General features: G+C 33.3%; 26 protein-coding genes, 1 tRNA gene and 1 pseudogene. 8 read left to right on the forward strand and 20 right to left on the reverse strand.

Annotated elements, in window-relative coordinates; genetic code table 11:
* Positions 1-14: 14 nt before the first annotated feature.
* From ACQH21_RS04420 to ACQH21_RS04445, 6 genes are all read right to left on the reverse strand, one after another.
* Positions 15-428 carry a YqaA family protein gene (locus ACQH21_RS04420; protein ID WP_012481730.1) on the reverse strand — a complete coding sequence of 138 codons (414 nt, stop codon included), beginning with the start codon at positions 426-428 and terminating at the stop codon, positions 15-17.
* Positions 397-1,791 (reverse strand): cysteine--tRNA ligase, encoded by a 1,395-nt coding sequence (gene cysS, locus ACQH21_RS04425; RefSeq protein ID WP_425383970.1) that lies wholly within the window; start codon positions 1,789-1,791, stop codon positions 397-399. The genes ACQH21_RS04420 and cysS overlap by 32 nt, the downstream gene beginning before the upstream one ends.
* The gene (locus tag ACQH21_RS04430; protein ID WP_007302767.1) at positions 1,784-2,440 is read right to left on the reverse strand and encodes an exopolysaccharide biosynthesis protein; all 657 of its coding nucleotides are present in this window, start codon (positions 2,438-2,440) and stop codon (positions 1,784-1,786) included. The genes cysS and ACQH21_RS04430 overlap by 8 nt, the downstream gene beginning before the upstream one ends.
* Before the next feature lie 114 nt (positions 2,441-2,554).
* Positions 2,555-3,208: an exopolysaccharide biosynthesis protein gene (locus ACQH21_RS04435; protein WP_007302768.1), complete on the reverse strand. Its 654-nt coding sequence runs from the start codon at positions 3,206-3,208 to the stop codon at positions 2,555-2,557.
* Between the two features lie 126 nt (positions 3,209-3,334).
* Entirely contained in the window at positions 3,335-3,502 is a 168-nt protein-coding gene (tatA, locus tag ACQH21_RS04440; protein ID WP_006013840.1) for a twin-arginine translocase TatA, read from the reverse strand.
* A 140-nt stretch (positions 3,503-3,642) separates the two neighbouring features.
* The gene (locus ACQH21_RS04445) at positions 3,643-4,380 is read right to left on the reverse strand and encodes an ABC transporter ATP-binding protein (RefSeq protein WP_007302769.1); all 738 of its coding nucleotides are present in this window, start codon (positions 4,378-4,380) and stop codon (positions 3,643-3,645) included.
* A 151-nt stretch (positions 4,381-4,531) separates the two neighbouring features.
* Between ACQH21_RS04445 and ACQH21_RS04450 the strand changes: the two genes are divergently transcribed.
* Positions 4,532-4,605: transfer RNA gene (locus ACQH21_RS04450), tRNA-Arg, on the forward strand.
* Between the two features lie 66 nt (positions 4,606-4,671).
* Here the strand turns inward: ACQH21_RS04450 and ACQH21_RS04455 are convergent.
* Together ACQH21_RS04455 and ACQH21_RS04460 are read right to left on the reverse strand one after the other, a co-directional pair.
* Positions 4,672-4,944, reverse strand: coding sequence for a hypothetical protein (locus tag ACQH21_RS04455; protein WP_425383971.1), 273 nt, complete (start codon positions 4,942-4,944; stop codon positions 4,672-4,674).
* Entirely contained in the window at positions 4,913-6,511 is a 1,599-nt protein-coding gene (locus ACQH21_RS04460; RefSeq protein WP_425383972.1) for an ankyrin repeat domain-containing protein, read from the reverse strand. Before ACQH21_RS04460 ends, ACQH21_RS04455 begins: the two co-directional genes overlap by 32 nt.
* A 119-nt stretch (positions 6,512-6,630) precedes the next feature.
* Here ACQH21_RS04460 and glpX point away from each other — a divergent pair, with 119 nt between their 5' ends.
* Positions 6,631-7,554 carry a class II fructose-bisphosphatase gene (glpX, locus tag ACQH21_RS04465; protein WP_007302771.1) on the forward strand — a complete coding sequence of 308 codons (924 nt, stop codon included), beginning with the start codon at positions 6,631-6,633 and terminating at the stop codon, positions 7,552-7,554.
* Positions 7,555-7,900: 346 nt separating this feature from the next.
* Entirely contained in the window at positions 7,901-9,022 is a 1,122-nt protein-coding gene (locus tag ACQH21_RS04470) for a hypothetical protein (protein ID WP_425383973.1), read from the forward strand.
* Here the strand turns inward: ACQH21_RS04470 and ACQH21_RS04475 are convergent.
* The 3 genes and pseudogenes from ACQH21_RS04475 to ACQH21_RS04485 form a co-directional block, all read right to left on the reverse strand.
* Positions 9,002-10,232: pseudogene (locus ACQH21_RS04475) on the reverse strand (IS256 family transposase). The gene ACQH21_RS04470 and the pseudogene ACQH21_RS04475 sit on opposite strands and share 21 nt — an antisense overlap.
* Positions 10,144-12,540: a hypothetical protein gene (locus ACQH21_RS04480; protein ID WP_425383974.1), complete on the reverse strand. Its 2,397-nt coding sequence runs from the start codon at positions 12,538-12,540 to the stop codon at positions 10,144-10,146. The pseudogene ACQH21_RS04475 and the gene ACQH21_RS04480 overlap by 89 nt, the downstream one beginning before the upstream one ends.
* A gap of 380 nt (positions 12,541-12,920) precedes the next feature.
* On the reverse strand, positions 12,921-14,258 hold the full coding sequence (locus tag ACQH21_RS04485) for an alanine:cation symporter family protein (RefSeq protein ID WP_029237595.1): 1,338 nt from the start codon (positions 14,256-14,258) through the stop codon (positions 12,921-12,923).
* 658 nt (positions 14,259-14,916) lie between these two features.
* Between ACQH21_RS04485 and ACQH21_RS04490 the strand changes: the two genes are divergently transcribed.
* The gene (locus ACQH21_RS04490; protein ID WP_425383975.1) at positions 14,917-15,654 is read left to right on the forward strand and encodes a hypothetical protein; all 738 of its coding nucleotides are present in this window, start codon (positions 14,917-14,919) and stop codon (positions 15,652-15,654) included.
* A 318-nt stretch (positions 15,655-15,972) separates the two neighbouring features.
* Here the strand turns inward: ACQH21_RS04490 and ACQH21_RS04495 are convergent, their stop codons facing one another.
* The 3 genes from ACQH21_RS04495 to ACQH21_RS04505 all read right to left on the reverse strand — a co-directional run bounded on the left by ACQH21_RS04495 (position 15,973) and on the right by ACQH21_RS04505 (position 18,802).
* Positions 15,973-16,476, reverse strand: a complete 504-nt coding sequence (locus ACQH21_RS04495; protein WP_029237594.1) for a protein-disulfide reductase DsbD domain-containing protein — start codon at positions 16,474-16,476, stop codon at positions 15,973-15,975.
* Between the two features lie 287 nt (positions 16,477-16,763).
* Positions 16,764-18,422, reverse strand: a complete 1,659-nt coding sequence (groL, locus tag ACQH21_RS04500; protein WP_264377856.1) for a chaperonin GroEL — start codon at positions 18,420-18,422, stop codon at positions 16,764-16,766.
* Between the two features lie 89 nt (positions 18,423-18,511).
* Positions 18,512-18,802, reverse strand: a complete 291-nt coding sequence (locus ACQH21_RS04505; protein WP_007302813.1) for a co-chaperone GroES — start codon at positions 18,800-18,802, stop codon at positions 18,512-18,514.
* Between the two features lie 112 nt (positions 18,803-18,914).
* On the opposite strand from ACQH21_RS04505, the gene ACQH21_RS04510 reads away from it, so the two are divergent.
* A complete protein-coding gene (locus ACQH21_RS04510; RefSeq protein WP_006012580.1) occupies positions 18,915-19,712 on the forward strand; it encodes a YgfZ/GcvT domain-containing protein in 798 nt (265 codons plus the stop codon).
* 128 nt (positions 19,713-19,840) lie between these two features.
* Positions 19,841-20,740 (forward strand): hypothetical protein, encoded by a 900-nt coding sequence (locus ACQH21_RS04515; RefSeq protein WP_064085233.1) that lies wholly within the window; start codon positions 19,841-19,843, stop codon positions 20,738-20,740.
* 962 nt (positions 20,741-21,702) lie between these two features.
* On the opposite strand, the gene ACQH21_RS04520 is transcribed toward ACQH21_RS04515, so the two are convergent.
* The 3 genes from ACQH21_RS04520 to ACQH21_RS04530 form a co-directional block, all read right to left on the reverse strand.
* Positions 21,703-21,939, reverse strand: a complete 237-nt coding sequence (locus ACQH21_RS04520) for a hypothetical protein (RefSeq protein ID WP_139686560.1) — start codon at positions 21,937-21,939, stop codon at positions 21,703-21,705.
* Between the two features lie 104 nt (positions 21,940-22,043).
* A complete protein-coding gene (locus ACQH21_RS04525; RefSeq protein ID WP_006013955.1) occupies positions 22,044-22,217 on the reverse strand; it encodes an ankyrin repeat domain-containing protein in 174 nt (57 codons plus the stop codon).
* Between the two features lie 131 nt (positions 22,218-22,348).
* Positions 22,349-23,338 carry a ribonucleotide-diphosphate reductase subunit beta gene (locus ACQH21_RS04530; RefSeq protein ID WP_425383976.1) on the reverse strand — a complete coding sequence of 330 codons (990 nt, stop codon included), beginning with the start codon at positions 23,336-23,338 and terminating at the stop codon, positions 22,349-22,351.
* A gap of 129 nt (positions 23,339-23,467) precedes the next feature.
* On the opposite strand from ACQH21_RS04530, the gene ACQH21_RS04535 reads away from it, so the two are divergent.
* On the forward strand, positions 23,468-23,806 hold the full coding sequence (locus tag ACQH21_RS04535; protein WP_029237605.1) for an outer membrane protein assembly factor BamE: 339 nt from the start codon (positions 23,468-23,470) through the stop codon (positions 23,804-23,806).
* A 52-nt stretch (positions 23,807-23,858) separates the two neighbouring features.
* Here the strand turns inward: ACQH21_RS04535 and ACQH21_RS04540 are convergent, their stop codons facing one another.
* Entirely contained in the window at positions 23,859-24,386 is a 528-nt protein-coding gene (locus ACQH21_RS04540) for a hypothetical protein (protein WP_264683351.1), read from the reverse strand.
* A 196-nt stretch (positions 24,387-24,582) separates the two neighbouring features.
* Between ACQH21_RS04540 and recO the strand changes: the two genes are divergently transcribed.
* Entirely contained in the window at positions 24,583-25,311 is a 729-nt protein-coding gene (recO, locus tag ACQH21_RS04545; protein WP_425383977.1) for a DNA repair protein RecO, read from the forward strand.
* A 22-nt stretch (positions 25,312-25,333) separates the two neighbouring features.
* On the opposite strand, the gene ACQH21_RS04550 is transcribed toward recO, so the two are convergent.
* Together ACQH21_RS04550 and tatB are read right to left on the reverse strand one after the other, a co-directional pair.
* Entirely contained in the window at positions 25,334-26,710 is a 1,377-nt protein-coding gene (locus ACQH21_RS04550) for a PleD family two-component system response regulator (protein WP_425383978.1), read from the reverse strand.
* Complete coding sequence (gene tatB / locus ACQH21_RS04555) at positions 26,682-26,972, reverse strand: Sec-independent protein translocase subunit TatB (protein WP_010401887.1); 291 nt, start codon at positions 26,970-26,972, stop codon at positions 26,682-26,684. Before tatB ends, ACQH21_RS04550 begins: the two co-directional genes overlap by 29 nt.
* Between the last annotated feature and the right edge of the window lies 1 nt (position 26,973).

Here is a 26,973-nt window from a genome sequence, read left to right on the forward strand (position 1 = left end):
TTATTGATGTTTAGTTAGATGGTAAACGTTAGATACAACAAACAGAGGAAGTTAGATAAAATAATTAAGGGAACAAGAATATAAAGGTTTAACTTGAAGTAACCGGATAAAATCTGAGTCACACTTCCAAGTGCTGGTACCCACGAAAGCAATGCAACTGCACAAATCAGTAGGTGCCTTACAATTTTTGGTGTTTTGTCTTCATTCTCTAATTTGTGATGTGATCTTCTGATAAAAATTGTTATTCTACCTAAATACCAGTTAGCTATTCCACCAAGACTGGATCCTAATACTCCAAAAAGTAATATAAGTAGTTGATCGTAGTTTGACCTAAAGCATAACATAGTGTAAAGTACAAAACCTTGATGTATGGGTAAGATAAGCGATGATACTAGGCTATCTATAAATAATAGGAGATAATTTTCCATACCAAGTTGTTGTACCATCTTCGTTGTCAGAAATTGTAACCCCCATTTGTTTCAATTGCTCTCTTATTTTGTCTGCAGTATCATAATCTTTATTTTGTTTTGCTACTTTTCTTAAGTCTATCAACCTTTCTATTTCTTGATGACTCACACCACTTGCAAACCACTCTTGATAACTTGACTCAAGAATACCAATGAACCTTGCGCTTTTAACAAACTTCTTAGTTAATTTGAGCCTCTCACATTCATTACTTGTCTTATTGATTTCTGTAGCCATTTCATGCAATATGGCTACAGCTTCAGGAATGTTTAAATCGTTTTTCAAAGCCTCTATAAAATCTTTAGAGACTTCTGCATCACTTTCCTCAATACATGTACTACGTAATAACCGATAAAACTTGTTTAAAGTTTCTTGCGACTCAGAGATAACATTTTCTGTCCAATCAAGTGGTTTTCTGTAGTGAGTTTTAAGCAGCGCATAACGTATTACTTCACCCTTTATTCCACTATCTAACAAATCCCTTACTTTGACTATATTAAATAAGGATTTGCTCATTTTCTCTTCATTTACCGTAAGAAACCCGTTGTGTACCCAATATTTTGCAAACGTTGACTCAGCAAATGCAGATTTACTCTGTGCAATTTCATTCTCATGATGAGGAAATTGCAAGTCTATACCCCCACCGTGAATGTCAAAATCTTTGCCAAGGTAAGCATATGACATTGCTGAACATTCTATATGCCACCCTGGTCTTCCCTCTCCCCATGGACTATTCCAGTGACTTGAAAGTTTATAGTCAGTTTCGTTTGCAGGTTTCCAAAGTACGAAGTCTCCTGGGTGTTTTTTATTTTCACCAACTTCAACTCTACTACCGTAGTTTAATTCATCAATTTTTTTTCCTGATAAAACGCCGTATTCAGGGTAAGATTCTACACTAAAATATACATGTTTATTGGATTCATAAGCATGACCAGCTTGCAGCAAAGACTCAATTAACTTGATAATGTTATCTATGTTTTCCGTTGCTTTTGGTTCATATGTTGGTTCTGCACAATTTATGCTTTCCATGTCTTCATGAAAAGTTTTAGTGTAATATTTGCTAATGCTTTCTATATTACTATTTTTCTCATTTGCTGCATTGATTATCTTGTCATCGATGTCGGTTATATTACGCACATAAGTAACTTTTCCATAACAAAATTTAAGCAGTCGAAATAATACATCGTAAACAACAATAGAACGTGCATTACCTATATGTGCTGTATCATATACTGTTGGCCCACAAACGTACATTTTTATATGATCTTTATCGATCGGTGTAAAGGGCTCTTTTTTTTTTGTTAAAGTGTTGTAAAGCTTAACCATATACAAAGCTTTTTAGAAAAGAAAATGCTCCAAATATAAGCTGTGGTCCTTTAACTATTACGACAAGAGTAAGTAATAACCCACACAATGATACTAATACTCCCATTATAGAGAGAAATCCATCTTTGCTCATGATACCCAGTGAAATGAGAGTTGTACCAATTGCAGGAATGAAGTTAGTTAAAGGAAGTGGGATTGCTATCGATAATGCACAAAGCAGCATTATAAATGCTAAAATATTTTCACCAGGACCACGAAAAATGAAAGACATTCTTGGTTTCATGAACTTTTCTATTTTTTTTAATGTAGGTGAAGTTTTCTCTACCACGAGAGCTAGTGTTGAACGTTGAAAAGATTTCCTTTCTAGCCAATTAGGCATCCAAGGAGAATCAAACCCAAATAGAAGCTGCAGTGAAAATAAGATTAAAGGTATAGAAAGAATGGTTGTATAGCCAGGTGGAACAGGTATAGGTACTGATAGCGGTAAAGAGAAGATGATTATTAAAATACCAAAACCACGCTCATGTAAAGCTGTTTTAATATCAAATAATGTTACTTTATCATTATCGTTATTATTAGTATCTGCAACCTCTTTTAGAATATCAGAGGCCAATTTTTTATCTTCAGTCAATTTCACACTTTTTTCCACAGTTACCCTTTAATAACAATATAACTTCTAACTAACATAGTTATTGCTATATTTCAATATCGATTATTCATTTCATGCTGTACTTCATTCTTTTATTAAAGTGTTGTAAAGCTTTTAAGTTATAAGGCTTTTAAGAAGAGAAAGTGTTCCGGCTATAAGTTTTGGTCCTTTAACTATTACAATAAGGGTAACCAATAACGCACAGAATGAAACTAACACTCCTAACGTAGATAAAAATCCATCTTTACCCATAATGCCGAGTGAAATAAGAGTTATACCAATTGCAGGAAGGAAGTGAGTAAAAGGTAATGGAAGAGCTATTATTATTGCACAAAGCAACATCATAAAAGCTAGAATCTTTTCACCCGGACCAAGAAAAATAAAAGACATTCTTGGTTTCATGAACTTTTCTATTTTTTTTAATATAGGTGAAGTTTTCTCTACCACGAGAGCTAGTGTTGAACGTTGAAAAGATTTCCTTTCTAGCCAATTAGGCATCCAAGGAGAATCAAACCCAAATAGAAGCTGCAGTGAAAATAAGATTAAAGGTATAGAAAGAATGGTTGTATAGCCAGGTGGAACAGGTATAGGTACTGATAGCGGTAAAGAGAAGATGATTATTAAAATACCAAAACCGCGCTCATGTAAAGCTGTTTTGATGTCGAACAATGTTACTTTATCACTATCGTTGTTATTGGTATCTGCAACCTCTTTTAGAATATCAGAGGCCAATTTTTTATCTTCAGTCAATTTCTCACTTTCTTCCACGATTAACCTTTAATAACATTCTAACTAACATAATTATTACTGTACTTCAATCATACCTCTTCAATTCTTTAGCCTTGTTTAAACAAATGACACGCACTTTAGTGCGTGTCACGAAACATAAGGAAGCTAACGATCTGGTTCATTAGATGATAGTTTCTCTGAATCCTTAAGTTCTTGTTTAAGGTTTTTAATGCCTTTGCCTAAATCACCCATAACTTGTGGTAACCTACCTGCACCAAACAGAACTAAGATTATTATTAAGACTAGAAACAGCTGCCATGGACCTAAACTCATTTGTACCTCCGTTGAAAATATTAACTTTTAGGTATTAAAACTTGACTGAAGCCAAGTGATACATAAATTATATCACTTTTATTGAATTATAAATCAAGAGTTTTTAATTATCTTATAATAGTTTTAGCCTAACATTAAGTTTAGTTTAGCTGTAGAGTAAAAGGAAGCTCACTAAAAAATTTTGCTAACGTATCATCTTTAGGTCTGTGGTATATGTAGCTAGGAACTCCTGATTGAATAATTTTACCATTTTTCATCACGTAAATAAAATCTGCAACTTTCAACGCTTCTTGCGGATCATGAGTTACCATGAGTACAGGAATATTTTTGCTTCTAAAAAGTGACAATATATGGTGCCTTATTCGATATTTGAGCAGTATATCTAAATTAGAAAATGGTTCATCGAGCAAAACAACATCAGGATTTTGCGCCATTACTCTTGCTATTGCAACTAATTGTTGCTGTCCTCCTGATAAAGCATGAGGGTACATGTTTTCATATTTTTCTATATTAAATAGCTTTAAGATTTCCAATGCAGTAAGGTATTTTTCTTTTTTAGAAGTACTGCAAATAGCAAAAGTTATATTTTCTATTACTGTTTTATGAGGAAATAATGCAGAATGCTGAAAAATCAATCCGATATTTCTACGCTCTATAGCAATTGACACTTTGTTACTTGCAACTAATTTATCATTTATAACAATGGTTCCAGATTTTGGATTTTCTATTCCTGCGATTAATTTTAGAATTGTTGACTTGCCACAGCCAGAATGACCTAGTAAACAGGCAACACTTCCTTTCTTCACTTGAATGTTGATGTTGCTTAAAGCAAAGCCATCTTGATTACTATAAAAGTAACTAATATTGTTAACTAGCATTAATCTTTCAATTGGAATCGTATTATTAAATATAACAGTATTACATTCAAGAAATACAGAAATATTTTTTATTATTGTGAATTAATTGTACAGGGTGCCTAGAAAAATGCGAGACTTTTTGCTATAATTTTGCATAAATAGCAGAAGACATGGGACTATAGCTCAGTAGGATAGAGCGTTGGATTCCTAATCCGAAGGCCGTGCGTTCGAATCGCACTAGTCCCACTTAATTTTGATAAAGTGGTTTAACAATCAAGAAATTATAATTGGTTTGAAAAGTGATTCTAGGAGCTAGATTGCATGGTTTCTCAAACTTGAATTTACAGGTTCAACCTTATTTTCTCTCATTTCGCTGTAACTTGGAAGTGTAAAATTTTTTACATGTAATCCAGTTACCATTACAACTAAAATAGCTAGGACACTGCAAACTAATGCACCAGCTAAAGATGGAACCGTCACAGCAGCAGCAACAAATAATCCTGCAATAACAACTCCAACAACATCACTCCTTAATGAGGTGTAAAAACTCTCCTTACTTTTTTTTGTATTTAGTTTCTTTTTCATGTGGTGGAGAAAATTGAGCCTCTACAAAGCCGTTAGCTTTCTTATCATTATTTGGTGTGACAGTTGGGCCAGTCCTTGTTGATACAGGTGCTTCATTTTTGTTATTATTACCATTAGTACTAACTGGAGGCGCTGTTGCCGTAGGTTTATTACTAATATTTTTGTTAGGTTCTGTTCTATTTTCTTCTACGCTTGGCGTAGTAACAACCTGGTCAGTCCCTGTTACTACAGGTGTTTCATCCTTGTTTACTGCTGATGCGCGTGTTTCTTGATCGTTCTGTATTAGCACTGTCGCTGCTACAGAATTCTTTTCTGCAAAAGCAGTGCAGAATGCATCATCTTTTAATTGTTGGTATAATCTGTACAATTCATCTTCAGGATTTAACTTTGATTGCTCTGCATTAATATTTCGCAGTAGCGTGCCTAGAATCTCAGCATTACTGTTATCAGTATAATGAACAACAAAGCATAATATAGATTTTTCTCCTTCAATTTTGCTAACGTAATACCTTCCTTCTTGACCGATTGCATTGATGATGGTCATTCCATTTTGTAAGAGAAATTTTATAACGTTCAAATTTTGATCTTTAATTGCATATTCTAGTACAGCATTTTTTTCACATTTGCTCTGAAGATTAATTCCCTTCCTTTTTAACCTTTTTTGCAAATCTTCAAAACTAGTAACTGTGCTATCCTGTTTTGTAACCCTATCTATATCAAGACACAGATTCCTAATGTCATCATTATTTAGCGTGAGACCAGTGCTTGTATTACTGACATTGGACTCCGCTCCATCAGGTGTGTTTTGCTTCTTGTTTATTGCTGATCTAAGCAGTGCAATTATTACACAGCTTGAGAGATATTTATTGTGATCAGAATTGCTGAAATCGACTTTAAATTCAGAATCTATTTTAAGTTCTTTTCTAAGTGATAATTTTTTCTCTTCAATTATTTCTAAAAGATTTCTTATGCCATCTTCTGGTACGCCTTTCATATACTTTAAAAGTAACCTAACTTTTGTTAGTTCACCACCTATAGAGGCATGACTCAGAGCCTGAACTTTTTCTTCTCCAGTAAATCTTTTGTTATCCAAGAGTACCTTCATAATGTCAGTGTCCTCATTGCAAGTAGCTGTGTTGAGAGCCTCCAGTATTTTCGCATGATCTATGTAATCTAAAAACGGCTCAAACCCTTGAACATTGCCTTGAATAATAGCACTATTTAAAGCACTAATTTTTTCTTCTTCTTCAAACTTACCACTATTCAAAAGTATCCTTACAACATCAGCTTGTTTATTTGCTACAGCTATGTCCAACATAGTTCTACCACCGCTGCTTTTTTTAACTTTAATATCTAACTGCGCAAACAATTCAACAATTCTTAGAAATACAGCAGAATCGTCTGAAACACCGTGCCTTTCTGAATAGATGGCATCTGCAAGTAAATCAAAAATTTTTGCATCTGTTGGCCCACTTTGTTTTAGCTTCTCACCAAATTCCTGAGCAGCTATATTAGGATTATCAGTTACAAATTTCTTTACATCTTCATAAGTTAAATTACCGATCATATTCAAATCTTACTATTATTGCTATACGCTTATTATATCAACTTTTTCATTATTCAGTCAAGTAATCTTGCAGTATCAAATGGCATGATATATATTGATTTATGATTCTCGAGCAAATGATAGAAGATTTAGCCTATAAGTTAGTGAAAGTAACCGAAGCTGCAGCACTTGCTGCATATAAATTGGCAGGCCTTGGTAATGAAAAAAAGGCCGATCAGGTTGCAGTTGATGCAATGCGTACGGTGCTAAACTCAATGGAAATAAATGGTACAATTGTGATTGGGGAAGGGGAGAGGGACGAAGCACCGATGCTATATATCGGAGAAAAAGTTGGCACAGGAAGTGGCCCTGAGATTGACATCGCTGTTGATCCACTTGAAGGCACTACGATTTGCGCTCATTATAAACAAGGGGCAATGTCTGTTCTTGCTGCAACAAAAAAAGGTAATTTTTTACATGCACCTGATGTTTATATGGAAAAGATAGCAGTGGGAAAAAATCTCCCAGAGGGTGTAGTCTCACTAAAAAATAGGATTGAGAAGAATCTGGACAATTTAGCCAAGGCAAAAGGATGTAAAGCAAGTGATCTTATAGTAACTGTACTTAAACGTGAAAGACATGATGAATTAATAGCAAAAATTAGGAAGCTAGGAGCAAAAGTGAAATTAATAGATGATGGTGATGTTGCAGCCATAGTTTCGCTAATAAATGGCAATCACGATATGTATATCGGCACAGGAGGAGCTCCAGAAGGAGTGCTTGCAGCAGCAGCGCTAAGCTCAATCGGTGGGCAGATAGAAGGAAGATTAATATTTGACACGGATCAATTAAAAGAAAGAGCAAAAAATTTGAATATCACTGACCCAGAAAAAATCTACACCGTGAAAGACATGGCAAGAAGTGAATCAGTGTTCATTGCAACTGGAGTAACAAATGGAGAGTTTGTGGATGGAGTAAAGTTTGGCCAAGATATTTGTCTGACTAATTCATTAATAATATTGCCTGGTAAAGTAATAAAAATACAAACAAAATCAATATCTTAAACATTTGTCATATGCTGATTATAAAATTTTTATAGAAGGAAGATACTTATAATTGTCTTAAAAAAATGAATTTACATATTAATTTTAGCTTTACAACATTTGACATTAAGTTATAGTTAAATAGTAATACTAAGAGGTGCTTAATGTTTAGTTCACTAACTAATTTTTTTACTAATACGTCTAAAAAGAAAAGTTCTCAATCTGAAGAAAATAATCATTCTTTCTCTAACAGCACAGAAAGTTTATTAGTCCAATCTACTAAAAAAAATCCTCAACTTGATGATCAAAGTAGAACTGACGTGTCTCCTCAAACAAATCTTCAATTTAGTGAGGATGATGTAAAAACGTGCTCCAAGACTTCGAAAAATTGGATTTTAAGAACAGTAATGAGTGTTTTAACGAAATAGCAGAAGATTATGAAAGGAGGAAAAAAAGTGACCTTTTTAACTACGTAATATTGAATAAGCGAAAATACATAACAGATATATTAGATCAGAGGCTTGCCCACAAAGATCAAGAAAATTTTAGGAAGAAATTTAGTGAATATCTTCTTAAAATAAATGAGAAAATGAATTATGGGAAAGAATTTCAAAATAAACTTCAATTTTTTGAAGATAGGGTAGAAGAAGTATTATCAGATTTTAGAAAATTGAATTTTGGCCTTAAGGATAATTTGTGTAAAGATGATAAGGATAACGTAAATTATAATAAAGGCTGGCCTGCAGATCCATTTGACAAAATAGCAAATTATTATCGATGGAATAAGAACATTTTCCTTTTTAATTATGTAGTATTAAGTAAGCAAAAAGAAATAATAAGTATATTGAATGAAAAGTCTATTCCTGAAGACAAGAGAAAGAATTTTAAAAAGAGGTTGGGTAGATATCTTCTTCGAGTCGAAGAAGGGATGAGTAACGGACAGGAATTTCTCAAAACTGATAGTGCAGTTGCCTTTTTTGATGGATGTTATGTGCCATGCGCATATGCAAAACGTTCTCTTAATCATTATGATCATCTTAGTATTAATATTTCTAAGCCTGGGTGTAGCTTAGAAATCAGCCGTCTTTTCACTGACAAAATTGAAGGGATGGAAAGAAATAAAAATGAGGTAAAGATAGTAGAAATATACAGTAACGATAAAAAAATAGCAACGGTTGAGAAGAATGATAATGGAAAAAGAAATTACTATTTTGCAAAAGATGCAACATGCGATATGAAAATTAGGTGGAGTGCAGAAGATGAGAAAGGTAATTCTGTTAACTGTTTTATTAGTTTAAATGTAAATCCTAGTGAAATTGAGATTGGTAAGGCAACTATTAATGGTAAAGATGTTGAACTAGACGAAATTTTGAAATTAGATGAGCAAAACGAAGATGTGCTTATAGAAGGTAAAGCTTTACATGAATTTTTAGAGGGAATGTTCAAAAAAGTGTGTCAAAGCGAATTTTTAGTTCAACTCAATTTTTAACCTATCAGGAAAAAAGATATCAAGTTGAGATATAGTTAGAGCCCAATTAGGCAAAGCCATAGCCCATTTTTGCTCTATCTTTTTTATAGCACAATATACCAATTTGTACAAGGCATTTGTACTGGTAAATGAACCTTTGGTTTTAGTAAATTTTCTGATTTGTCTGTGCAACCCCTCAATTGGATTGGTGGTATAAATTAGCCTTCTAACAGGGCCAGAATACTTAAAATAACTAGACAAATTTTCCCAATTGTTTTGCCACGATTTTATGACTAAAGGATATTTTTCACCCCATTTTTCCTCCAGTTCAAGTAAATAATTTTCGGCGATTTCTCTACTTGTAGCACGGTATATTTTTTTCAAATCATTCATAAAAACTTTTATATCTTTGCTGGATACGTATTTTAGTGAATTTCTTATTTGGTGCACAATGCATAACTGTACCTCAGCATTGGGAAATACGCTATTTATAGCTGTAGGGAAGCTTTTCAGACCGTCAACACAAGCTATCAAAATGTCTTCTACTCCTCTCTCTTTTAAGTCATTTAATACGCCTAGCCAGAAGTTAGCTCCCTCACTTTCTGCTAAGTAAAAACCCAGTACTTCTTTTCTGCCATTTTGGTCTATTCCTAATATATTGTACATGCATTTACTTATGCAATGTCCATTCTCTTTGACCTTAAAAAACATCCCATCCATAAATACTATCGGGTATACTGATTGTAGGGGACGACTCCTCCATTCATTGATTATAGGCAGTAATTTATCTGTAATTCCAGATATCTCTGCTGCAGATATTTTATGGTCATAGATTTCTTCCACATAGGATGCTATATCCCTGTATCCCACACCGCTTGCAAACATGTTCAAGACCTTTGTTTCAAGTTCTGGATGTAAGCTTGTTTGCCTTTTTTTCACTATCTGTGGTTCGAAACTTCCCTCTCTATCTCTTGGTGTCAATAGTTCAAATACTCGTCTTCAAAGTTTTGCCATTCTTTCCGTTTCTTCGATTCTTTTCTTCTCTTTCATTGGATAAATGATGCTCTATTTCACCTTCTAGACTTGCTTCCAGCAGCCTTTTTACAAATGGTGTTAATGCTCCATCTCTCCCCATCAATGGTTTACCTTCCCTTATTGATGACAGTATATTTGCTTCCAGCTCTTTGTAATCTACCAGGCCAGTCGTTCCATTTTCTATTTTGTAACTCATATATCAAACCTCTATTTTTTGTTTCTATTTTATTTTTATTTCTCGGTTTGACACACTTTTTTGAACATTCCCTGTTTTCTTCAGCAATAAGTTTAGCCCAGATTCTATTTCTATTTGCTAATGCAATTCTATTGCGATCAGGACTATCATTGCGTTCTGTTAAAGTATCTTTTCTTTCCTCTTCTACTATTCCAGCTTTCAGTTGTGCTGCATCTTTTTCTAGCAATTTATATAGTTCGCTATTTTTGTCTATAGTCAGATTAGTATTATCATTTTCTTGTTCTGCTTCTTGTTCTGCCACTTTTCTTTCTAATAACTTACGTACAGGGTCATATTTTTTACCTTCTTTTATTTCTTTCAACATACTTTCTGAGAATAAATCTTTAGTAGCCTGGTGTGAAGGTTCTCTCAATCCTTTATTCAATTTTTCCAATGTATCTTTTGGTTCAATGGTTTCTAATTTCTTCTCTAATTGCTCAGAATTGACCTGAAAATTATAGTTACTAGTGTAAGTTGGAGATGAGTAACCTGAGTCGTTTATTTCTTTCTCCGCTGCATTGTCTTTTAGCAATCCAGCTGCTAATAAATGTTCTTTGATTTGTTCGCTCATTTCTTTCTGATCCACCGGTTTTAGTGGGAACTTCTGAGTTTCTTTATCCAACTTACTGGTAAATTCCGTAAGTAGGGTATCATCTCTTTGTTCAACATTCATTAGGCTCGCTTTTAACTGTCCAGAATTTACTCGAGATTTTTCATGATTAGAGTGAGTTGGAGATGAATAGCCCGAATCGTTTGTTTTTATGTCTGTTGAGCTGTATTCTAGAGATTCATTTTCTTGTAATTTATCTTCGGTTTCTTTTTGTTTATTGTTTCCTCTTTCTTCGTTTTCCTTAGTGCTAAGATAATCTTTTTCTTGTTTATAATCTGATTGAGGATTTGAAAGCGTTATATACTCATCTTCGTTATCGCTCCAACCATCTTCGAAGTCAGAAAATTCTTCATCATACTCACTTTCACTACGTAATAACTCATTTTTTGCTTTCCATGCAAGAATCGAAACCACATCATTTAGTGGTTGCTTATTTCCAGTATTGCGTGATTCTTTAGCGTTTTCATACTTAAATGCATCTTTAACTTTTTTGAATGCAACGTCTTGTACTGGTGCAGCGCTTTCAGTAGTTGTAGGATCAAAAATTGCACCTTTTTGCCGATTATTAGATATTTGCTCACTTTCATCTGATTTTCGGCTTCCAGGTACAGCATGTCCAAATGTAGCAAATGTAGGATTGTCATACCGTTCATCCTCTTGTGTATTATCTTGATTGTAGATTACAGACTTGGTGAAAATAGTACTGCTTGAAGAAGCATCAGAATATGGAGAATTGTAGTTATTTCTACTATTAATCCGTATTGGCTGATACTCATCTTTTTTCTGATTATTAGGTAATGAACTAGCTCTAGGTGGAAGTGACGGTGGAATCTTTTTAGCAGATGCGTTATTAGAATTTGTAGTGCTAGTCGTTACATGCTTAAACTCAACTTCTTGATCTTGAGTAGCTTGAACGCCAATACCTTTACTAATATCACTTTCTATGAAAGTTTCAGATGATTGTTGTTTCTCTTGTTCTTGTCCTTTCTCCTTGAATTGTATTTGATATAGGAATAAGCCACCTATTTTTACATCTGTGTTTGCTTTTAATTGTTCCTCAGTAACACCATTACGTTCAGTTAGATCTACACCATCTTTATCAATCTTGATTTTGATAGTACATTTTTTTCCATTTTTGTCATGCCAATTCAAAGTCATTTCATATGAACCATCGGTTACAACATAATGCCTTATTCTTTTCTCTCCTTCTTCGGCAACAAAACCGTGCATTCCGCTCTTTCCATCACTATGCAGCGTTGAAAATCCCGAAATTCCTTTCTTCTGACAAAAGTCACTATTTAAAAACTCGCTGATTTTAAACTCTTTTTTGTCATCTCCCAGTGTAATACTTGCGTGATCGCCATATATTGAAACTCCTGCGATATCATCAACATACTCTTTTAACCTTGCTTTAACTTCACTTTCAAGCTTTTGTTCGGCTTTCTTTATCTTGTTCTGCTCTGGAAGAATAACTTCATAAGCTTTATTTTTGTCTTCATCTATCTCCAAATTCCAGATGGGGTGCTTTATTAGAAACTTTACTGCATTAAAACCAACTCTGGAATTATAAATTGGGTCGTCTTCCTTTTTTATTTCATCGAATAAAGTAAAAAATCCTCGAATGAATTCATGATATTGTTGTGTGCTTTGAGTATTCATATTTTCCCTCACTAATAACCCTCTGCCTTTTAGCCTTAGCTAGTACAATTATTACGGGAATTGATTTAGTTTTTATTAAAGAAGTTGTATTGCTAACGTGATGACATGAGCTATTTTATGTTCACATCAAGCAATTTAAGTTGTCATTCCAGTCTGGAATCTAGATTTTTCTAGACTTGATCCTATAGTCAAATTCATAACTACAAACGTTATAATATAAGAGTAATTTTCACCAAAAAGTATGTCATTCTAGTAGCTGACACTGGGATCCAGTCGCACTCAGTTAGTGAGCATAAAATTATTATGTTAAAACATAACATTTTTGATGAAGTTCATGAAAGGCTGGATTCCAGACTGGGATGACAACTTAAAATATTGCTTTAGCTCTGTTTTTGCAACTTCAAGTATTTGCTACTCATAGTAAATACTTCTGGATCTTGAGAAGTGAGCTTGAGTATAGCAAGTATGTTAATAAAAAGCAAAGCAGCAATCGAGATATCAGCTATATCCCAGAGTAACTTAACTCCACCGATTGCACCAAATGGAATGATTAAGGTAAAAACTACAGTCCAGATTTTGGTGTATTTATTATCCATAGATACATAGCGTATTGTTTGTTTTGAACAAAAAAACCAAGTAAAAATAGTAGTAAATGCAAAGCAAAACATTATGGTCATAATAAAATAGTCAATATAGGGCCAATTCATAGCTTTTCTAAAAGCAAATATGCACATGTTAGTGCTCTCTAAATCAGTAATCCAAGAATCTGTGACAAGCAGTACCATTGTTGTAATGAATACTATGAGTGCAACTATAAAAGGAGATATTATTGTGATTAGACTCTGTTCAATGATAAATTTATTGTTATTTTTTTTAGGAGTAATCGAGGAGTGTACAATTCCTTCGAGGCCAAGTCCTATATCTGTTGCAAAAATACCTCGCAAAGTTCCAACTTGAATAATAGTCAACATTTCTAAAATTAAACCTAAAGATAAACCAGAGTTAAAGCTACTAGTTGTAAAAAAACTGCTTGTTATTAATTTTAGAGAAGGAAGGATATTTTCACTAAACTTAAATAATATTATACCGCAAAGTGTAAGGTAACTCACCGTCATTATCGGTATCATAGCCGATATAAAAATTTTAATTTTTTTTAAGCTGAGAGCTGCAACAACAAAAAATATTATGGCCATTACAATGCCGCCAATAACTACAGGTACATCTACCATGCTGAGTGGTATTGATAGAGAATTTACCTGAACAAGATTACCAACTGTTATTGAAACTATTACCATAACAATTAGAAACACAATTGTAGCTTTGCTAGAGTTAAATGAGTCATTCATGTAGGCTACAGGTCCACCTATAAACCGTCCATTTTTTTCTTTTCTGGTTTTTATACTTAGGTAACAAGTAACATATTTTATCACAGAAGTAACAACAATAATGATTGCCATCCATAAAATGGATCCCGGTCCTCCGGTTTTTAGAGCAACAGCAGTTCCTGAAATATTTCCTACTCCTAAATTTCCCCCTAAGATTGTAAACAGAGCAGCTATAGAAGAAAATTTATTTTCTCCTCTTTTAGCTCCAATAAGTGAAAGGGCATACGGTAGTCTAAATATCTGCAACCATTTTAGTTTAACCGATAGGTAAACACCAGCAACTAGTATGAGTAGTATTGTTGGCAGTAATAAAACAAACTTTACTGTATCCATCTGTAAAAGAGAGATTTTTACTTGAGTATATAGCAAAAGTTGAAAAATACCTAACCTATTTTCTATGTATGACTTCGGTTCCATTATTCTAGCACCTCTTATCTTGTCATACCAATCACAACTGTATGAACATTGTAATATGGTACAATGTTAAAACAATGTCATTCCAGACTGGAATCCAGAAAATGAACAATGGATCCTAGTTTTAGCTACTCGGATGATAAGAAAAGGATACTTGAATGACAAGAAAGGGGACACTAGAAAGAAATGGGTGTCATTCCAGTGCTTGACACTGGGATGGCTTTGTTGCATCACTCAAGAGAAAAGAACTGGCAGTTACTGACAAAATTCATTATAGAATAGCCATTTAACCATTGAAGAAAAAATATGCCACAGCAAATGAAAGTCAGTAACTGCAATGAATATAACAAATTTCTCCAAGAAAGAGGAAATATTTTTCATTTAGGCAAGGTGTTGAACTGATGAAGTACGAGAATATCTAAATCACATATTGAAGCAACCTTCAACAAGTGTAGATGGAGCACAAGCACAATCTTTAGCAGGTGAAAAGAAACAACTATAGTTTTTGTTATTGTTTAGTGTTGACTTAGAAGGTCAACACTAATATACCTCTATATAATTTAATGTGTGGAGGTATATGTTAGATAATCCTAAAGGTCTAATTAAAACTGACCTGAATCAAAATACAAATGAAAATTTTTATTTACGCGCAAAGGATAAGTTCTTTAAAAATGTAAGCCCAGGTAGCAAAATATCTATAGATTCTGAAGATAAGAACGAAGAAGTTAGTATTGATTATGATGAAGTGTGGTTTAAACACTTTTCTACTGTGGTTCCTAGTGAAGAAGGACAGGAAAAGTATAGATATGAAGTTAATGGCAGATATGAATACAAATATGCTAATAAGTACGATAGCAAAAATATTGTAGGCAAAATTGCTAACAAAATCGCACAAGATGTAAAGGAAAGTATAAAAGACAATACTTTAGAATATATAGGAATTAAAGAAAGTAGAAAGAAAGGTAAGATTAAGCCTGCACTCAGAATTATGCTTGGCGATTCTACAAAATCAATAAATGTGGTTGATGTTTTAAATAGTGATCTATGCAGAAAATATGGTGTAGATGGAATTACATTATTACTGCCTAGTAAAAGCAAGTGTGAAACAAGGGGAATACGCTGCAGAGTTGATGAGAATGGAGTAAGAATTTATGAAGTAGCTAATGGCTCATATTATATGAATTTAAATTGGTATGTTGAGGGGAAAGAGTGTAAAATGAAAATTAGCATTAGCGATAATGGTTCTGTAGAGTTTATTGAAAGCAATGGTGTTACTTGGGATCAATTAGCTGCTAAAAGTAGGAAGACAATATGAAGCAAAGCCTTTGTATGAAGCATTGTCATATTTAAAGCGAGAAGGCTCTGAAGTAATAATAAGAAGTTTAAGCTACAAGAGCATTAAATACAAGGATTTTATCCTCCAACAAGTGTGGAAAGCATACAAATTACTACAGGAGTTAATAAGCAAGCAGCTCTTTCAAAGTTATAATTTTCGTTATTGATTGAAATGAAGCCTTTTGGTCCCCAAAAGGCTTCATGATCGAAATTTTTGGAAAGATCTTTATTGGAAAATTCAGGGACAGGAATAACATTTTTAAGCTATCGTATAACTATCACTTGCTCGCTGGGAGCTCTATTTTTCATACCACTCATTTATGAGTTTATTGATATCAGAATCTATAAAATCCTTTAGTGGTTGACTGGTTTTTATCTCGGCATTTTTAGGGATACACCTATCTTTACATATTGCGTACTTTATATGAAAGTTAATATCAGCGTATTCCTGATTTGGAATGATATTGTTTTTAAAGGGAAATAACACCATATCTTCATATATGTTACTAACAAATGTAACTTCCCCAACTTTATCTTCATGTTCCTTGGGAGTAGGCCAATGAATATCTATATTTGATATGTTACCCTGACAGTCAAAGGAAGTAGGAAGGCCGAAATCTCCAGGGTCTTTGTAATATATATGCCAACCTGGTTTTATTGTAACCTTTATTGCGCCTTCAATGGTAAGGTTTGCTTTATTTACCTTACCATTGAGCAGATCAAATTTTGCAACTTCTTCTTCAGCGCACAATTGAGTGCAAGAAAAAAGTAAAAGTAGGATTGAGTATATACGTATTTTCATAAATACTCTATTTATGAAGAAAATAATTTAAGTTCTATCTATTATAATAAAAATATTATATAAATCATTTGTTAATATAATATTATGCTAATACAAATATAGTAGCAATTATAACTTTCATATATTATTTTTTTATTTTTAAGCAGTTATAATATTAAAGAGACGTAACAAATATAAATAGTAGTGGCTTTGCATAGAAAGTCACAAATTTATTTCCTTTATAAATGTAAGACTTTTTAGAACTAGAAAGATACCTTGGAGCAAGTTGCTCCAAGGCTCTTGTTTACTTAGAATCCACCCATTCCGCCCATTGCTCCTGCACCCATAGGTGATGAAGCATTTTCTTCTTTGTTTGGTAGATCAACTATCATAGATTCAGTAGTAATAAGTGCGCTTGCTACAGACACTGCCGTTTCAAAAGCAATACGAACTACTTTTGCCGGATCAATTACACCAGCTGTTGATGCATTAGCGTAGTTCATAGCCTCAACGTTGTATATAAGCTCTTTATCATTCTGCTTAATCAAATAGTCAATTATAACAGCAGATTCAAGACCAGCATTTTTAACCAATCTTTTGATTGGAGCACTGAGAACTTTTTTGACAATGTTGATACCTATTTGCTCTTCATCGCTTGAAGCTTTTAGCTTATCAAGAGCAGATGCAGCGTAAAGAAGTGCAACTCCACCACCGGGAACTATACCTTCTTCAATTGCAGCTCTTGTTGCGTGAAGTGCATCTTCAACTCTATCTCTGCGTTCTTTTACTTCTACTTCGGTTGCTCCACCAACTTTGAGCACAGCAACGCCGCCTGATAATTTCGCTAAACGCTCTCTCAGCTTTTCTTTATCATAATCAGAGGTTGAAGTTTCAATCTGAGATTTAATCTGGTTAACTCTAGCATCTACTCTGTTTTTTTTATCAGAGTCGCTGTCTTCACTAACAATTGTGGTATTGTCTTTAGTGATTTTAACATTTTTAGCAGTACCAAGATCTTCAAGAGTCAAATCTTCCATCTTGATTCCAAGCTCATCTTTTATGACATACTTAGCACCTGTTAAAGCTGCTATATCTTCGAGCATCTCCTTTCTCCTATCACCAAAACCTGGAGCTTTTACTGCAGCAACTTTTAGACCACGTAATTTGTTGATCACTAAAGTGCTTAATGCTTCACCTTCAACATCTTCTGCAATGATAAACAAAGGTTTACCAGACTTAAAAATAGCCTCAAGAATAGGAAGTAAAGGTTGAATAATATTAAGTTTTTTTTCTGTAATCAGCAAATATGGATCATCAAGCTCCACGCTCATCTTTTCATTATTTGTAACAAAGTATGGAGAGAGATAACCACGGTCAAACTGCATACCAGTTGTAAGTTCAACTTCTAATTCTTTTGAACCCTTACTCTCTTCAACAGTGATGACGCCTTCTTTTCCAACCTTTTTAACAGCATCAGCAATGCTATTACCAATATCTTTATCACCATTTGCAGAAATTATTGCAACTTGTGCAACTTCATCCATTTTCTCTAAAGAAATTGTGCGAGACATTGATGTAATCTCCTTTAATATCACATCTTTTGCCTTCTGTATTCCATTTTTGATACAAATACGATCATTTCCAGCTGCAATTGACTTTGAAGCTTCCATTATCATATTGCTAGTCAGTATTGAGCATGTTGTGGTACCATCACCAACTTTGTCATTACACTGAGAAGCACTTTGAGCAATGGTGCTTACTATCGCAGAGTGTAATGGTTTTTCAGGCTTTATACCTTTCATTACCTTATAGCCATCCTTTGTGACCTCTGGTCCACCATATGGCTTGCTAATTCCTACTGTATTTCCCCTAGGCCCTGCAGTTGCTCCCACCGTTGAGTCAACCATTGCTGCAACTTCACGAAAGGCTTCTTGCAACTGTTCGCCTGATACTACTATGTTAGCCATTTTTATCACTCCTTAAATTAATAAAAAATTTAGAATATTAAAATACATAATGCACTATATAGCGCATTAGTTTAGTAAAATAGGAATACCTACTTGATAACAGCAAGTAGGTCTGACTCCTTCATCACGACATACTTTTCATTATCATGCTCTACTTCTGTCCCAGCCCACTGCCTGTAGAAAACCTTATCACCAGTTTTTACAGTTAAAGCTATACGCTCTCCGCTTGAGTTGCGTGAACCACTACCAATTGCTATAACTTCACCTTTAGTAGGCTTCTTTTCAGCACTTGATGGTAGTACAATTCCACCTTGTTTTTCTTCAGTAATAGGCTTTATTAGCACGTTATCATCTAATACATTCAAATTTACACTTGACATTTATGTTTCCTCATTAATAGATTAACCTACAATTCTATGTAGTCATCTAAAGGTTACATTTCAAGGGTTGGAGTTAGTAAAAGTGTATAATTAAGGTTTGAACAGAAGTTTTATGGGTTACATACCGCTAGCAAACCGTAGTCTAATATCTTTATACGGACCAGATACGAGAGATTTTCTTCAGGGTGTTATAACAAATGATATTAATAAACTAAGTAGCCAGCAGGCAATTTACTCTTTATTACTCAACCCTCAGGGAAAATATCTGTACGATTTTTTCCTCATTGAGCATGATAAATATATTTATTTGGAGTGTGAAAATGCCCATCTACAGCAAATAATTGAAAAATTAGACTTGCTCAAAACTTACCTTAGAGTGAGGATTAAAGACATTAGTTCACTATATAAGGTTGGAGTTTTGTTTGATGCTAAGTTGGCGAAGTGTAGTAGTAAGTCACAAGTTATTTTTCAAGATCCAAGGCACAAGCTGCTAGGAATGAGGATCATACATGAAGATGAAATAAAAGAACCGGTTGGAGATTTTATTCAGTATGAAAAAGTTAGAATTAAAAACCTTGTCCCAGATGGAGCAAAAGATATGGTGCAAAATTCATCATTTCCGCTGCAATATTTAATCGATAAGATAAATGGTATAAGCTTTAATAAAGGGTGCTATATAGGTCAGGAAGTTGTAAATCGAATGAGCAGACAAGAAAAATTCAGAAGGAAACTTTACCTTGTTGAGGGAAAAAATGCACTTCCAAATATTGGCACTAAAGTAATCAGTGAACATAATGAAGAAGTAGGAGAACTACGCTCTAGTGTCGACAATATTGGACTTGCATTGCTTAATACTGGAAAAAGCCACGCAAATTTATATGTCGGTGGAGTTAGCATTAAGACGTTATAAAATATCTATTCGAGTAAAAGCCCCTTTTTCTTGTTTAAGTGTTTGTGATATTTAGTTAAATTATTGACTTTATTATTTAAATGTATCATAATTAAAGTATATTATTATTTTTAGTAGGAGAGTTTGATATGGCGTTAACAGAAGAACAAAAAACTTTATGCAATGATCTAGAGCTTGTAATAAAAGGAACCGGAACTAAGGATATAGTTCAAATACTTGAAGAAGCTAAAACAGAAGATCTTTTTGCTGTTTTTAAATTATATAGAGGTGAAAAAGGAGACGAAGATTCTTCTTATACAAGAGTTAGCCTTTTATTCGATCTTCTTGGTAAGAATAAAATTTGCGAATCAGCCGTTTTCGATATGGTTAAAAAGAGAAATATATTAAAAGAATTTTTAAGTATCGATCTTGGCTTTGTAGAATCGGATAATGGTATTCGCGAAGATTATAGAATGGTTGATATTATTGTGAAATCTTCAGTTAATATAACTGAATTTTTAGATTTAATCAAAGACAAATTTGGATTAAAAGAGTTTTGGAAAGCTTTACCTGAAGATTCAGATCGTAATATGATTAAAGGTGCTTTAGAAAGAGAGATGGGGAAACTGGAAGATGATCAAGAGAAAAGTAAATATAAAAATTTTCTAGAAGAAATCAGGATAATCGAATTGGAACAAGAGCTCAATACAATAACGTTAAGGGGAATGGAAAGGACACTAGATTTTGGAGATAACCGTGAGTTAAGGAAAAATGCAGCTAAGAAAGGAATGAAATTTGGTGCTATTGGTGGTGCTATAACTGCATTGGCAGTTGGGTTAGGATTGTATTTTGGTACTGGTGCCGCATTAACGGCATTGCCGACTATAATTGGTATAGCTTTAGTCGCTGCATTATTAGTTGGAGCTACGATTGGTGCTATTACGTACGATGTTTTAAAGCCTAAGAGTTGTATAGATACCGTTTATACGACAAAAGGGTTTGACACTGTAAAACAAGAAACTAATACAGCGACAGGTATATCAGTTTAATTAAGTAGAGCGAAGAAGTTTCTTCTTCCTTTTTCTCGAAATTTTTTACTTCGTTAGGTACCCTTAATCCTATTCAGGGTACCTAGATCTGATAATAGGTGTAACCATAAACTCGTGCAAAAGCCCCTTTTTCTTGTTTAAGTTATTCACAGAATTGTTAATAACTAAGTTGATAACCTAGTAGAGTATATAATTTTACATTTCTGAGTACTTTGGAGATCTATAATAAATATGATCTCCAAATACTAATATATATATAATTGAGAACAAAAAAACTGTGGATAACTCTGAAAAAGATCAAAAAAGACATCAAAAAGAGTATGATTAGATTGAAATATTTACAGAAAAACTTACTCAATTGATAAATATCTTAACGCTTTTTAAGAAAAGACAAATAGAGGGTCGTATTGGAGCTAAAAGATAAAATTTTTAAGTGCTTTTGAAGTGATACTTTAGGTATTTTTAAAGTAATACTTTTAAAGTATCAATTGAACATTTTTGAGCATTAATCTGGAGGTTCAACAGGCACTTTTTTATGCTGTTTGAGAAGAGCAAAAATTGTATTTTCTCTTGCTGAAAGCTTGTGTTTCTTATATTTTCCATAATATACATTATGTAATTTTCAATACTAACAAAAATATCCGCCAATCTTTTAAACAACAACCTATCGAACCTCCGGATTAGTACTTAAAAGGAACTATTAAAGTACCTCTTTAAGTACTAAGAAGCACTTAAAATTTCAACCTTTAGCTCCAATACGACCCTCTATTTGTCTTTTCTTAAAAAGCGTTAAGATATTTATCAATTGAGTAAGTTTTTCTGTAAATATTTCAATCTAATCATACTCTTTTTGATGTCTTTTTTGATCTTTTTCAGAGTTATCCACAGTTTTTTTATTCTCAATTATATATAAAAAATTTGGAGAAAAGAGGAAGAAGTCTCTTCTTCCTTTTTTTACTTAACTACACTACCATACTTGCCGCTGTACTAGCTTTTTGTTCTGCATCAACGCTATCTAGCTTCTCACTAGGAACCTGCTTTGACATTGCATATGTAATACCAAAAACAACAAACCCTATTGCTATAGCAACAGCTGCGCCAATAAAAGCCGATATTAGTAATGAAAGACCAGCAGCAGCAAAAAGTCCATTACCAACTCCCACTCCAGCCGTAATACCAACAATAGCACCAAATTTCATTGCTTTATTGCTTGTATTTATCTTCTGCCTTTTTTAAAAGCTGCTTTGATTCATCACGGGCATGTTTTCTTGCAGTCATTCCATAATGATCCTTTATAAAAAGATTAGCACCTGCATCTAAGTAAAATTTGTGTTACCTCTTTGTCATGACTATTGTGCAAAGGAGTTTTTCCAAAAGAATCTCGTGCATTAACATTAGCACCTTTGTCTAATAGATATCGTATTAACTTCTTCTTCTCCTCCTCTAAGCAATCAAAATCTCCAACTATTACATGCAATAATGTAACTTTATATCTATACTCTCTTTTCTCTAAGCTAAATAGATGATTTATATCAAATTCTTCCTCCTTCCACCTTTGATATGTATCGCAAGCTTCCGTTGAAACGATAAAAAAGGGTGAAGTTACTGCTATTCACTTTTTGTATAGTTTTTAGCAAAAGCTTCCTCCCAAGTGCCTTGAGTTGCTGCACGGCTATACTCTGTTACTCTATTTTCAAAGAAATTTGTATGTTCCACGCCATTTAGTATTTCATCAAGCCACGGAATAGGGTTATCTTTAACATTATATATAGATTTAAGACCTAATTGCGTTAACCTTCTGTTTGCTATGTAACGTATATAATTGCGCACTTCCTCTGCAGATAGCCCTTCAACATCTCCTAAATCAAAAGCAAGACTTATAAATTCATCTTCAAGTTCAACAATAGTGCGACATGCAGAATATAATTCTTCTTTGAACTCGTCATTCCAAATTTCATTATTCTCTTTAATAAACGTATTGAACAAATTGATAATTGAATTGGTGTGCAAGGTTTCGTCACGTGCTGACCAAGCAATTATTTGCCCCATACCTTTCATTTTTCCAAACCGTTGAAAATTGAGCAAAATTGTAAATGATGCAAATAACTGCAATCCTTCAGTGAAGGCACCAAATACTGCTAAAGTTTTAGCAACATGTTTTTTATCGTGCTTTTTACTTTCCTCAAATTCTAACATGTATTCATACTTCTTTCTCATAGCATCATATTTTAAGAATGCTTGATATTCACTTTCTGGCATGCCAATCGTATCTAGAAGGTATGAATAGGCTGCAATGTGTATAGTCTCCATATTGGAAAAGCTTGCAAGCATCATACATATTTCTGTTGGCTTAAATATATTTGAATAATGCCTCATATAGCAATTATTTACTTCAATATCTGCTTGAGTAAAAAACCTAAAAATCTGGGTCAATAAATTTTTCTCTACATTAGAAAGTTTAGTTTTCCAATCTTTCACATCATCAGCAAGCGGAACTTCTTCAGGTATCCAGTGTATCCTTTGTTGCTGCAACCATGCATCATATGCCCAAGGATAATTAAAAGGCTTGTATATTGGATCTGCTTCTAGCAACGACATAAGGTACCTAATTATTTTGAAGTAAATATTATATTAAATGATATTGAGAATCAGTCAATTTAACTTTTTTGAAATTTGACGACAGATAGTTTATCAGTGTATTATGATTTCAAATAACTAATTGACAAAATGCGAGTATTAATATTTTCTGTTTTGCTGTTTTCAGTAGGCTGCATGCACACTATCTATAATCACGGAGTTCCTGGCATTAATGTTGAACTGTGGAGCAAAATAAAAGTAGGTGATGATAGAGAAAAAGTGGTTCATACTTTAGGATTGCCAACATTAGTATCAAAGTTCGACGAAAATGTTTGGTACTATGTCTCATATAAAATTAAACAAGCTAACTTCTTGGGAAAAAGGAAGTACAGTAGTAAGTCTCTGCAAATTTCGTTTAATCAGAATGACGAAGTTACAGATATAAGAGAAATCAACGTTGCAGAAAGGTCTTTAGCTGTTGTTGATTGAAAATTTGCTGATCTATTTTTCATCACAAGTAACTAATTTAGGTAACGTAAATTCACCTATTTAGAATAAAATCTAACGTGACTTCGCGCCAAATGTGATGCTGCTCAGCAGGTAAGCCAATTAACGGGCTACATTTATACACTGCACGCATTGCATTATCTGCTGCTGATCTAAAAAGAGGATTATTTTGATAAGAACTACTATCTGCTACGTTGGCTACAACGATCTCGCCTTTACTGGATAATAATAAGTTAATTTTTATACTAAAATTTTCTTTATAAACTATGCCCTCAGGAATGCTCCAACACTCTGTCAGTTTATCCCTTATAGAATTAATAATTTCTGTTACAGCCAATTCATCATCTTTGTTCTCAATATTTTTCTTATCTCTTATTTCATTTTTCACCTCTTTGATGTCTTCTCTTAGTTTTCTTTCTACACCCTTTTTTCTTTTGGGAATTGGAATACCCTCATCAATTTCCTGTATTTCAATAATTTGCCTCGGTTGTACTAACTCAACTAATTCTTTTTTTCTTTGTGGTATAGGAATAACTGATGAATCATTCGTTTGGGCTTTCATTGAAAAAAGCAAAAAACAACATAGAGACAAAAGAAGAATATAATTAAAATAGAGAGGGCGCATATGTTAAGCAGCTTGTTTTACTGGTTTAAAGCTAATATTGCACATAAAGTCAATATATTTCAGTTGACTTAAACTCAAATTTGCTACACTAATTTTATTATCTCTATAATATCATATGGTCAATATACTCTAAATGAGATGGAAAGATGAAGGTATTATTATAGCTGTTAAAAAATACGGTGATAAAAATTTAATTCTTTCTCTATTTACAAAAAATCATGGAAAGTGCAGAGGATTAACTAGGTTAACAAACAATAGCAATTATAAGTTTCAAATAAGTAATCTATTACATGCAGAATGGAGTGCTAAGCTACCTGAAAATCTAGGTTTTTTAAAGTGCGAATTGATTGAATCTCCATTTCATCATTTCTTTCAAGATAGGTTAAAAAGCATTGCTATTGTTTCTTTCTCGTCTATATTAGAAAAAGTGCTTCCAGAAAGTGAATCCTGCATCAAGTTGTATGATAATTTTAGACACTTCATCGATGTAATAAAACATAATAGCCAGTTTTGGCAAAGTCATTACCTTAACTTAGAGCTTCTGCTTCTTACGCAACTTGGATTTAAGTTAGACCTATCAAAATGTGCTGTAACAGGTGTGAAAGAAAATCTACAATTTATTTCTCCAAAAACTGGTAGAGCAGTGTCAAAAAAAGTAGGTGACTGTTATGCAGATAAATTACTACCTTTTCCACAGATGTTGCATGATGTATACAATAACAACCTACAAAATAGCTACTCATATCAAGAATTCAGACTAGGGTTAAAAATTACAGGGTATTTTTTAAATAAATATCTATTTCTGCAGTTAAATGCGAAATTTCCGGAGTTGAGAAATTTTATGCTATCATTTGAATCTTAGTTACTACTTATTTAAAAGAACTTCAACCAGTAACCACTCTATTTCTACCACTGTTTTTTGCTTTATATAAATATTTGTCAGCACGTACTATAAATTTTTTAACATCATCAAGGTCAGATCTTTGCATTGCTGAAATTCCAATGCTCACAGTTAAATTATGGGTTGTATTTTTATCCACAAGTATAAAAGGTTCTTTGGCAATAATTTTCCTTATTCTCTCTGCAATAGTATACGCATCTGATACATTGCTATCTGGCATTACAACAACAAATTCCTCACCACCAAACCTAGCTAATAAATCTGTCACTCTGATATTTTCAGAAATTCTTTTCTGTATTTCCTTTAAAAGTTCATCTCCAGCATTATGCCCAAAGTTATCATTCACCATCTTAAAATAATCTATATCAAGTATCATAAGAGATAAACTTCTATCTTTTTCCACAGAATCCTTAACAATATTTCTTAAGTGTGCATCAAAATATCTTCTATTATAACAGTTAGTTAATGGATCCTTTATAGACATTTCCACATTATTAAATAAATTCATTCTCAAGGCATCTTGATACCTTTTGCGTTTCACTTGCAAATTAACCCTAGCTATTAATTCACTCTCATCTAAAGGTACTGTTAAATAATCATTAGCACCTACATCAAGTGCCTTTACTAAATTGCTTTTATCATAATCTTCAGAAAGGATCAGAATTGGTGTATAACGTGTTTCTACTTTACTACGAAACTTAGAACACAACCGTAGGCCGTCAGTTTTTGAAAACTGCATGTCAGAAATAATCAGGTCGTAATTATCCTTAATACCAACCTTTAATGCTTCTTTTGGATCGTGCAGTATTTTAATTGATCTGAAGCGTTGCTTTAGAACATTGTGTATCTGCTCTGCTTGAAAGGTGTCCTCATCTACAACAAGTATGTTAGCATCAAAAATCTGATTAGAATAATCCATAATACTGCTTTCTGCTACTCCACCAATCTCAGCATTAGTTTCTCCTCTCAAGCACAACTCATCTATTATCATCTTTAAGCGCACAAGAGACTTAATTCTTGCAGATAAAGCAGTTTCATCTATCGGCTTAGTTAGAAAGTCATCCGCACCAGCATTAATTCCTTCCACTCTATCATGAGTGTCATGCAGCGCAGTTACCATAATTATTGGAATATAAGTCGTTAAGGGATCATTCTTTAGCTTCTTACAAACCTCAAAACCACTCATTTTTGGCATCATGACATCAAGTAAGATAATATCTGGCTGCTGTTCCGCTACTAAATCTATCGCCTCCTCGCCATCATAAGCTACAATAACTGTATAGTACTCTGCTTTTAGCTGAGCCTCCAAAAGCTTAACATTAGATGGTATATCATCTACTACTAGGATTTTTGCTGTCATTTTTTGTACTATCTACATTGTAAGTAGGATAAAGCTTGCCATCTTCACCAATTATGTAATTGACTTTTTCAACGTTATGCTCTTCATATAATTCTTTAATTCCGGTATCCTTCAACAATTTCCTAACTCTTGATTTTACAACCCAGAAATACCTATATATATTTTTAATAAGATTAAGAAATACAGGTACTTTACTTTTATCAAGAACAATTATACTCACTAAAGCTACAACTAAAACTTCTGACAGACCTATATTAAACATT

This window comes from Wolbachia endosymbiont (group B) of Eupithecia inturbata (genome assembly GCF_964030915.1).
Lineage (GTDB): Bacteria > Pseudomonadota > Alphaproteobacteria > Rickettsiales > Anaplasmataceae > Wolbachia.

What these genes read in the sequence shown, in the direction of transcription:
- ACQH21_RS04455 (WP_425383971.1), bottom strand. Translation starts at nt 4,944, where the DNA reads ATGAAAAAGAAACTAAATACAAAAAAAAGTAAGGAGAGTTTTTACACC.
- ACQH21_RS04445 (WP_007302769.1), bottom strand. Translation starts at nt 4,380, where the DNA reads ATGCTAGTTAACAATATTAGTTACTTTTATAGTAATCAAGATGGCTTT.
- groL (WP_264377856.1), bottom strand. Translation starts at nt 18,422, where the DNA reads ATGGCTAACATAGTAGTATCAGGCGAACAGTTGCAAGAAGCCTTTCGT.
- ACQH21_RS04460 (WP_425383972.1), bottom strand. Translation starts at nt 6,511, where the DNA reads ATGATCGGTAATTTAACTTATGAAGATGTAAAGAAATTTGTAACTGAT.
- ACQH21_RS04510 (WP_006012580.1), top strand. Translation starts at nt 18,915, where the DNA reads ATGGGTTACATACCGCTAGCAAACCGTAGTCTAATATCTTTATACGGA.
- cysS (WP_425383970.1), bottom strand. Translation starts at nt 1,791, where the DNA reads ATGGTTAAGCTTTACAACACTTTAACAAAAAAAAAAGAGCCCTTTACA.
- ACQH21_RS04535 (WP_029237605.1), top strand. Translation starts at nt 23,468, where the DNA reads ATGCGAGTATTAATATTTTCTGTTTTGCTGTTTTCAGTAGGCTGCATG.
- tatB (WP_010401887.1), bottom strand. Translation starts at nt 26,972, where the DNA reads ATGTTTAATATAGGTCTGTCAGAAGTTTTAGTTGTAGCTTTAGTGAGT.
- ACQH21_RS04480 (WP_425383974.1), bottom strand. Translation starts at nt 12,540, where the DNA reads ATGAATACTCAAAGCACACAACAATATCATGAATTCATTCGAGGATTT.
- ACQH21_RS04515 (WP_064085233.1), top strand. Translation starts at nt 19,841, where the DNA reads ATGGCGTTAACAGAAGAACAAAAAACTTTATGCAATGATCTAGAGCTT.
- ACQH21_RS04540 (WP_264683351.1), bottom strand. Translation starts at nt 24,386, where the DNA reads ATGAAAGCCCAAACGAATGATTCATCAGTTATTCCTATACCACAAAGA.
- ACQH21_RS04485 (WP_029237595.1), bottom strand. Translation starts at nt 14,258, where the DNA reads ATGGATACAGTAAAGTTTGTTTTATTACTGCCAACAATACTACTCATA.
- ACQH21_RS04520 (WP_139686560.1), bottom strand. Translation starts at nt 21,939, where the DNA reads ATGAAATTTGGTGCTATTGTTGGTATTACGGCTGGAGTGGGAGTTGGT.
- ACQH21_RS04490 (WP_425383975.1), top strand. Translation starts at nt 14,917, where the DNA reads ATGTTAGATAATCCTAAAGGTCTAATTAAAACTGACCTGAATCAAAAT.
- ACQH21_RS04550 (WP_425383978.1), bottom strand. Translation starts at nt 26,710, where the DNA reads ATGACAGCAAAAATCCTAGTAGTAGATGATATACCATCTAATGTTAAG.
- ACQH21_RS04495 (WP_029237594.1), bottom strand. Translation starts at nt 16,476, where the DNA reads ATGAAAATACGTATATACTCAATCCTACTTTTACTTTTTTCTTGCACT.
- ACQH21_RS04505 (WP_007302813.1), bottom strand. Translation starts at nt 18,802, where the DNA reads ATGTCAAGTGTAAATTTGAATGTATTAGATGATAACGTGCTAATAAAG.
- recO (WP_425383977.1), top strand. Translation starts at nt 24,583, where the DNA reads ATGAGATGGAAAGATGAAGGTATTATTATAGCTGTTAAAAAATACGGT.
- tatA (WP_006013840.1), bottom strand. Translation starts at nt 3,502, where the DNA reads ATGAGTTTAGGTCCATGGCAGCTGTTTCTAGTCTTAATAATAATCTTA.
- ACQH21_RS04530 (WP_425383976.1), bottom strand. Translation starts at nt 23,338, where the DNA reads ATGTCGTTGCTAGAAGCAGATCCAATATACAAGCCTTTTAATTATCCT.
- ACQH21_RS04420 (WP_012481730.1), bottom strand. Translation starts at nt 428, where the DNA reads ATGGAAAATTATCTCCTATTATTTATAGATAGCCTAGTATCATCGCTT.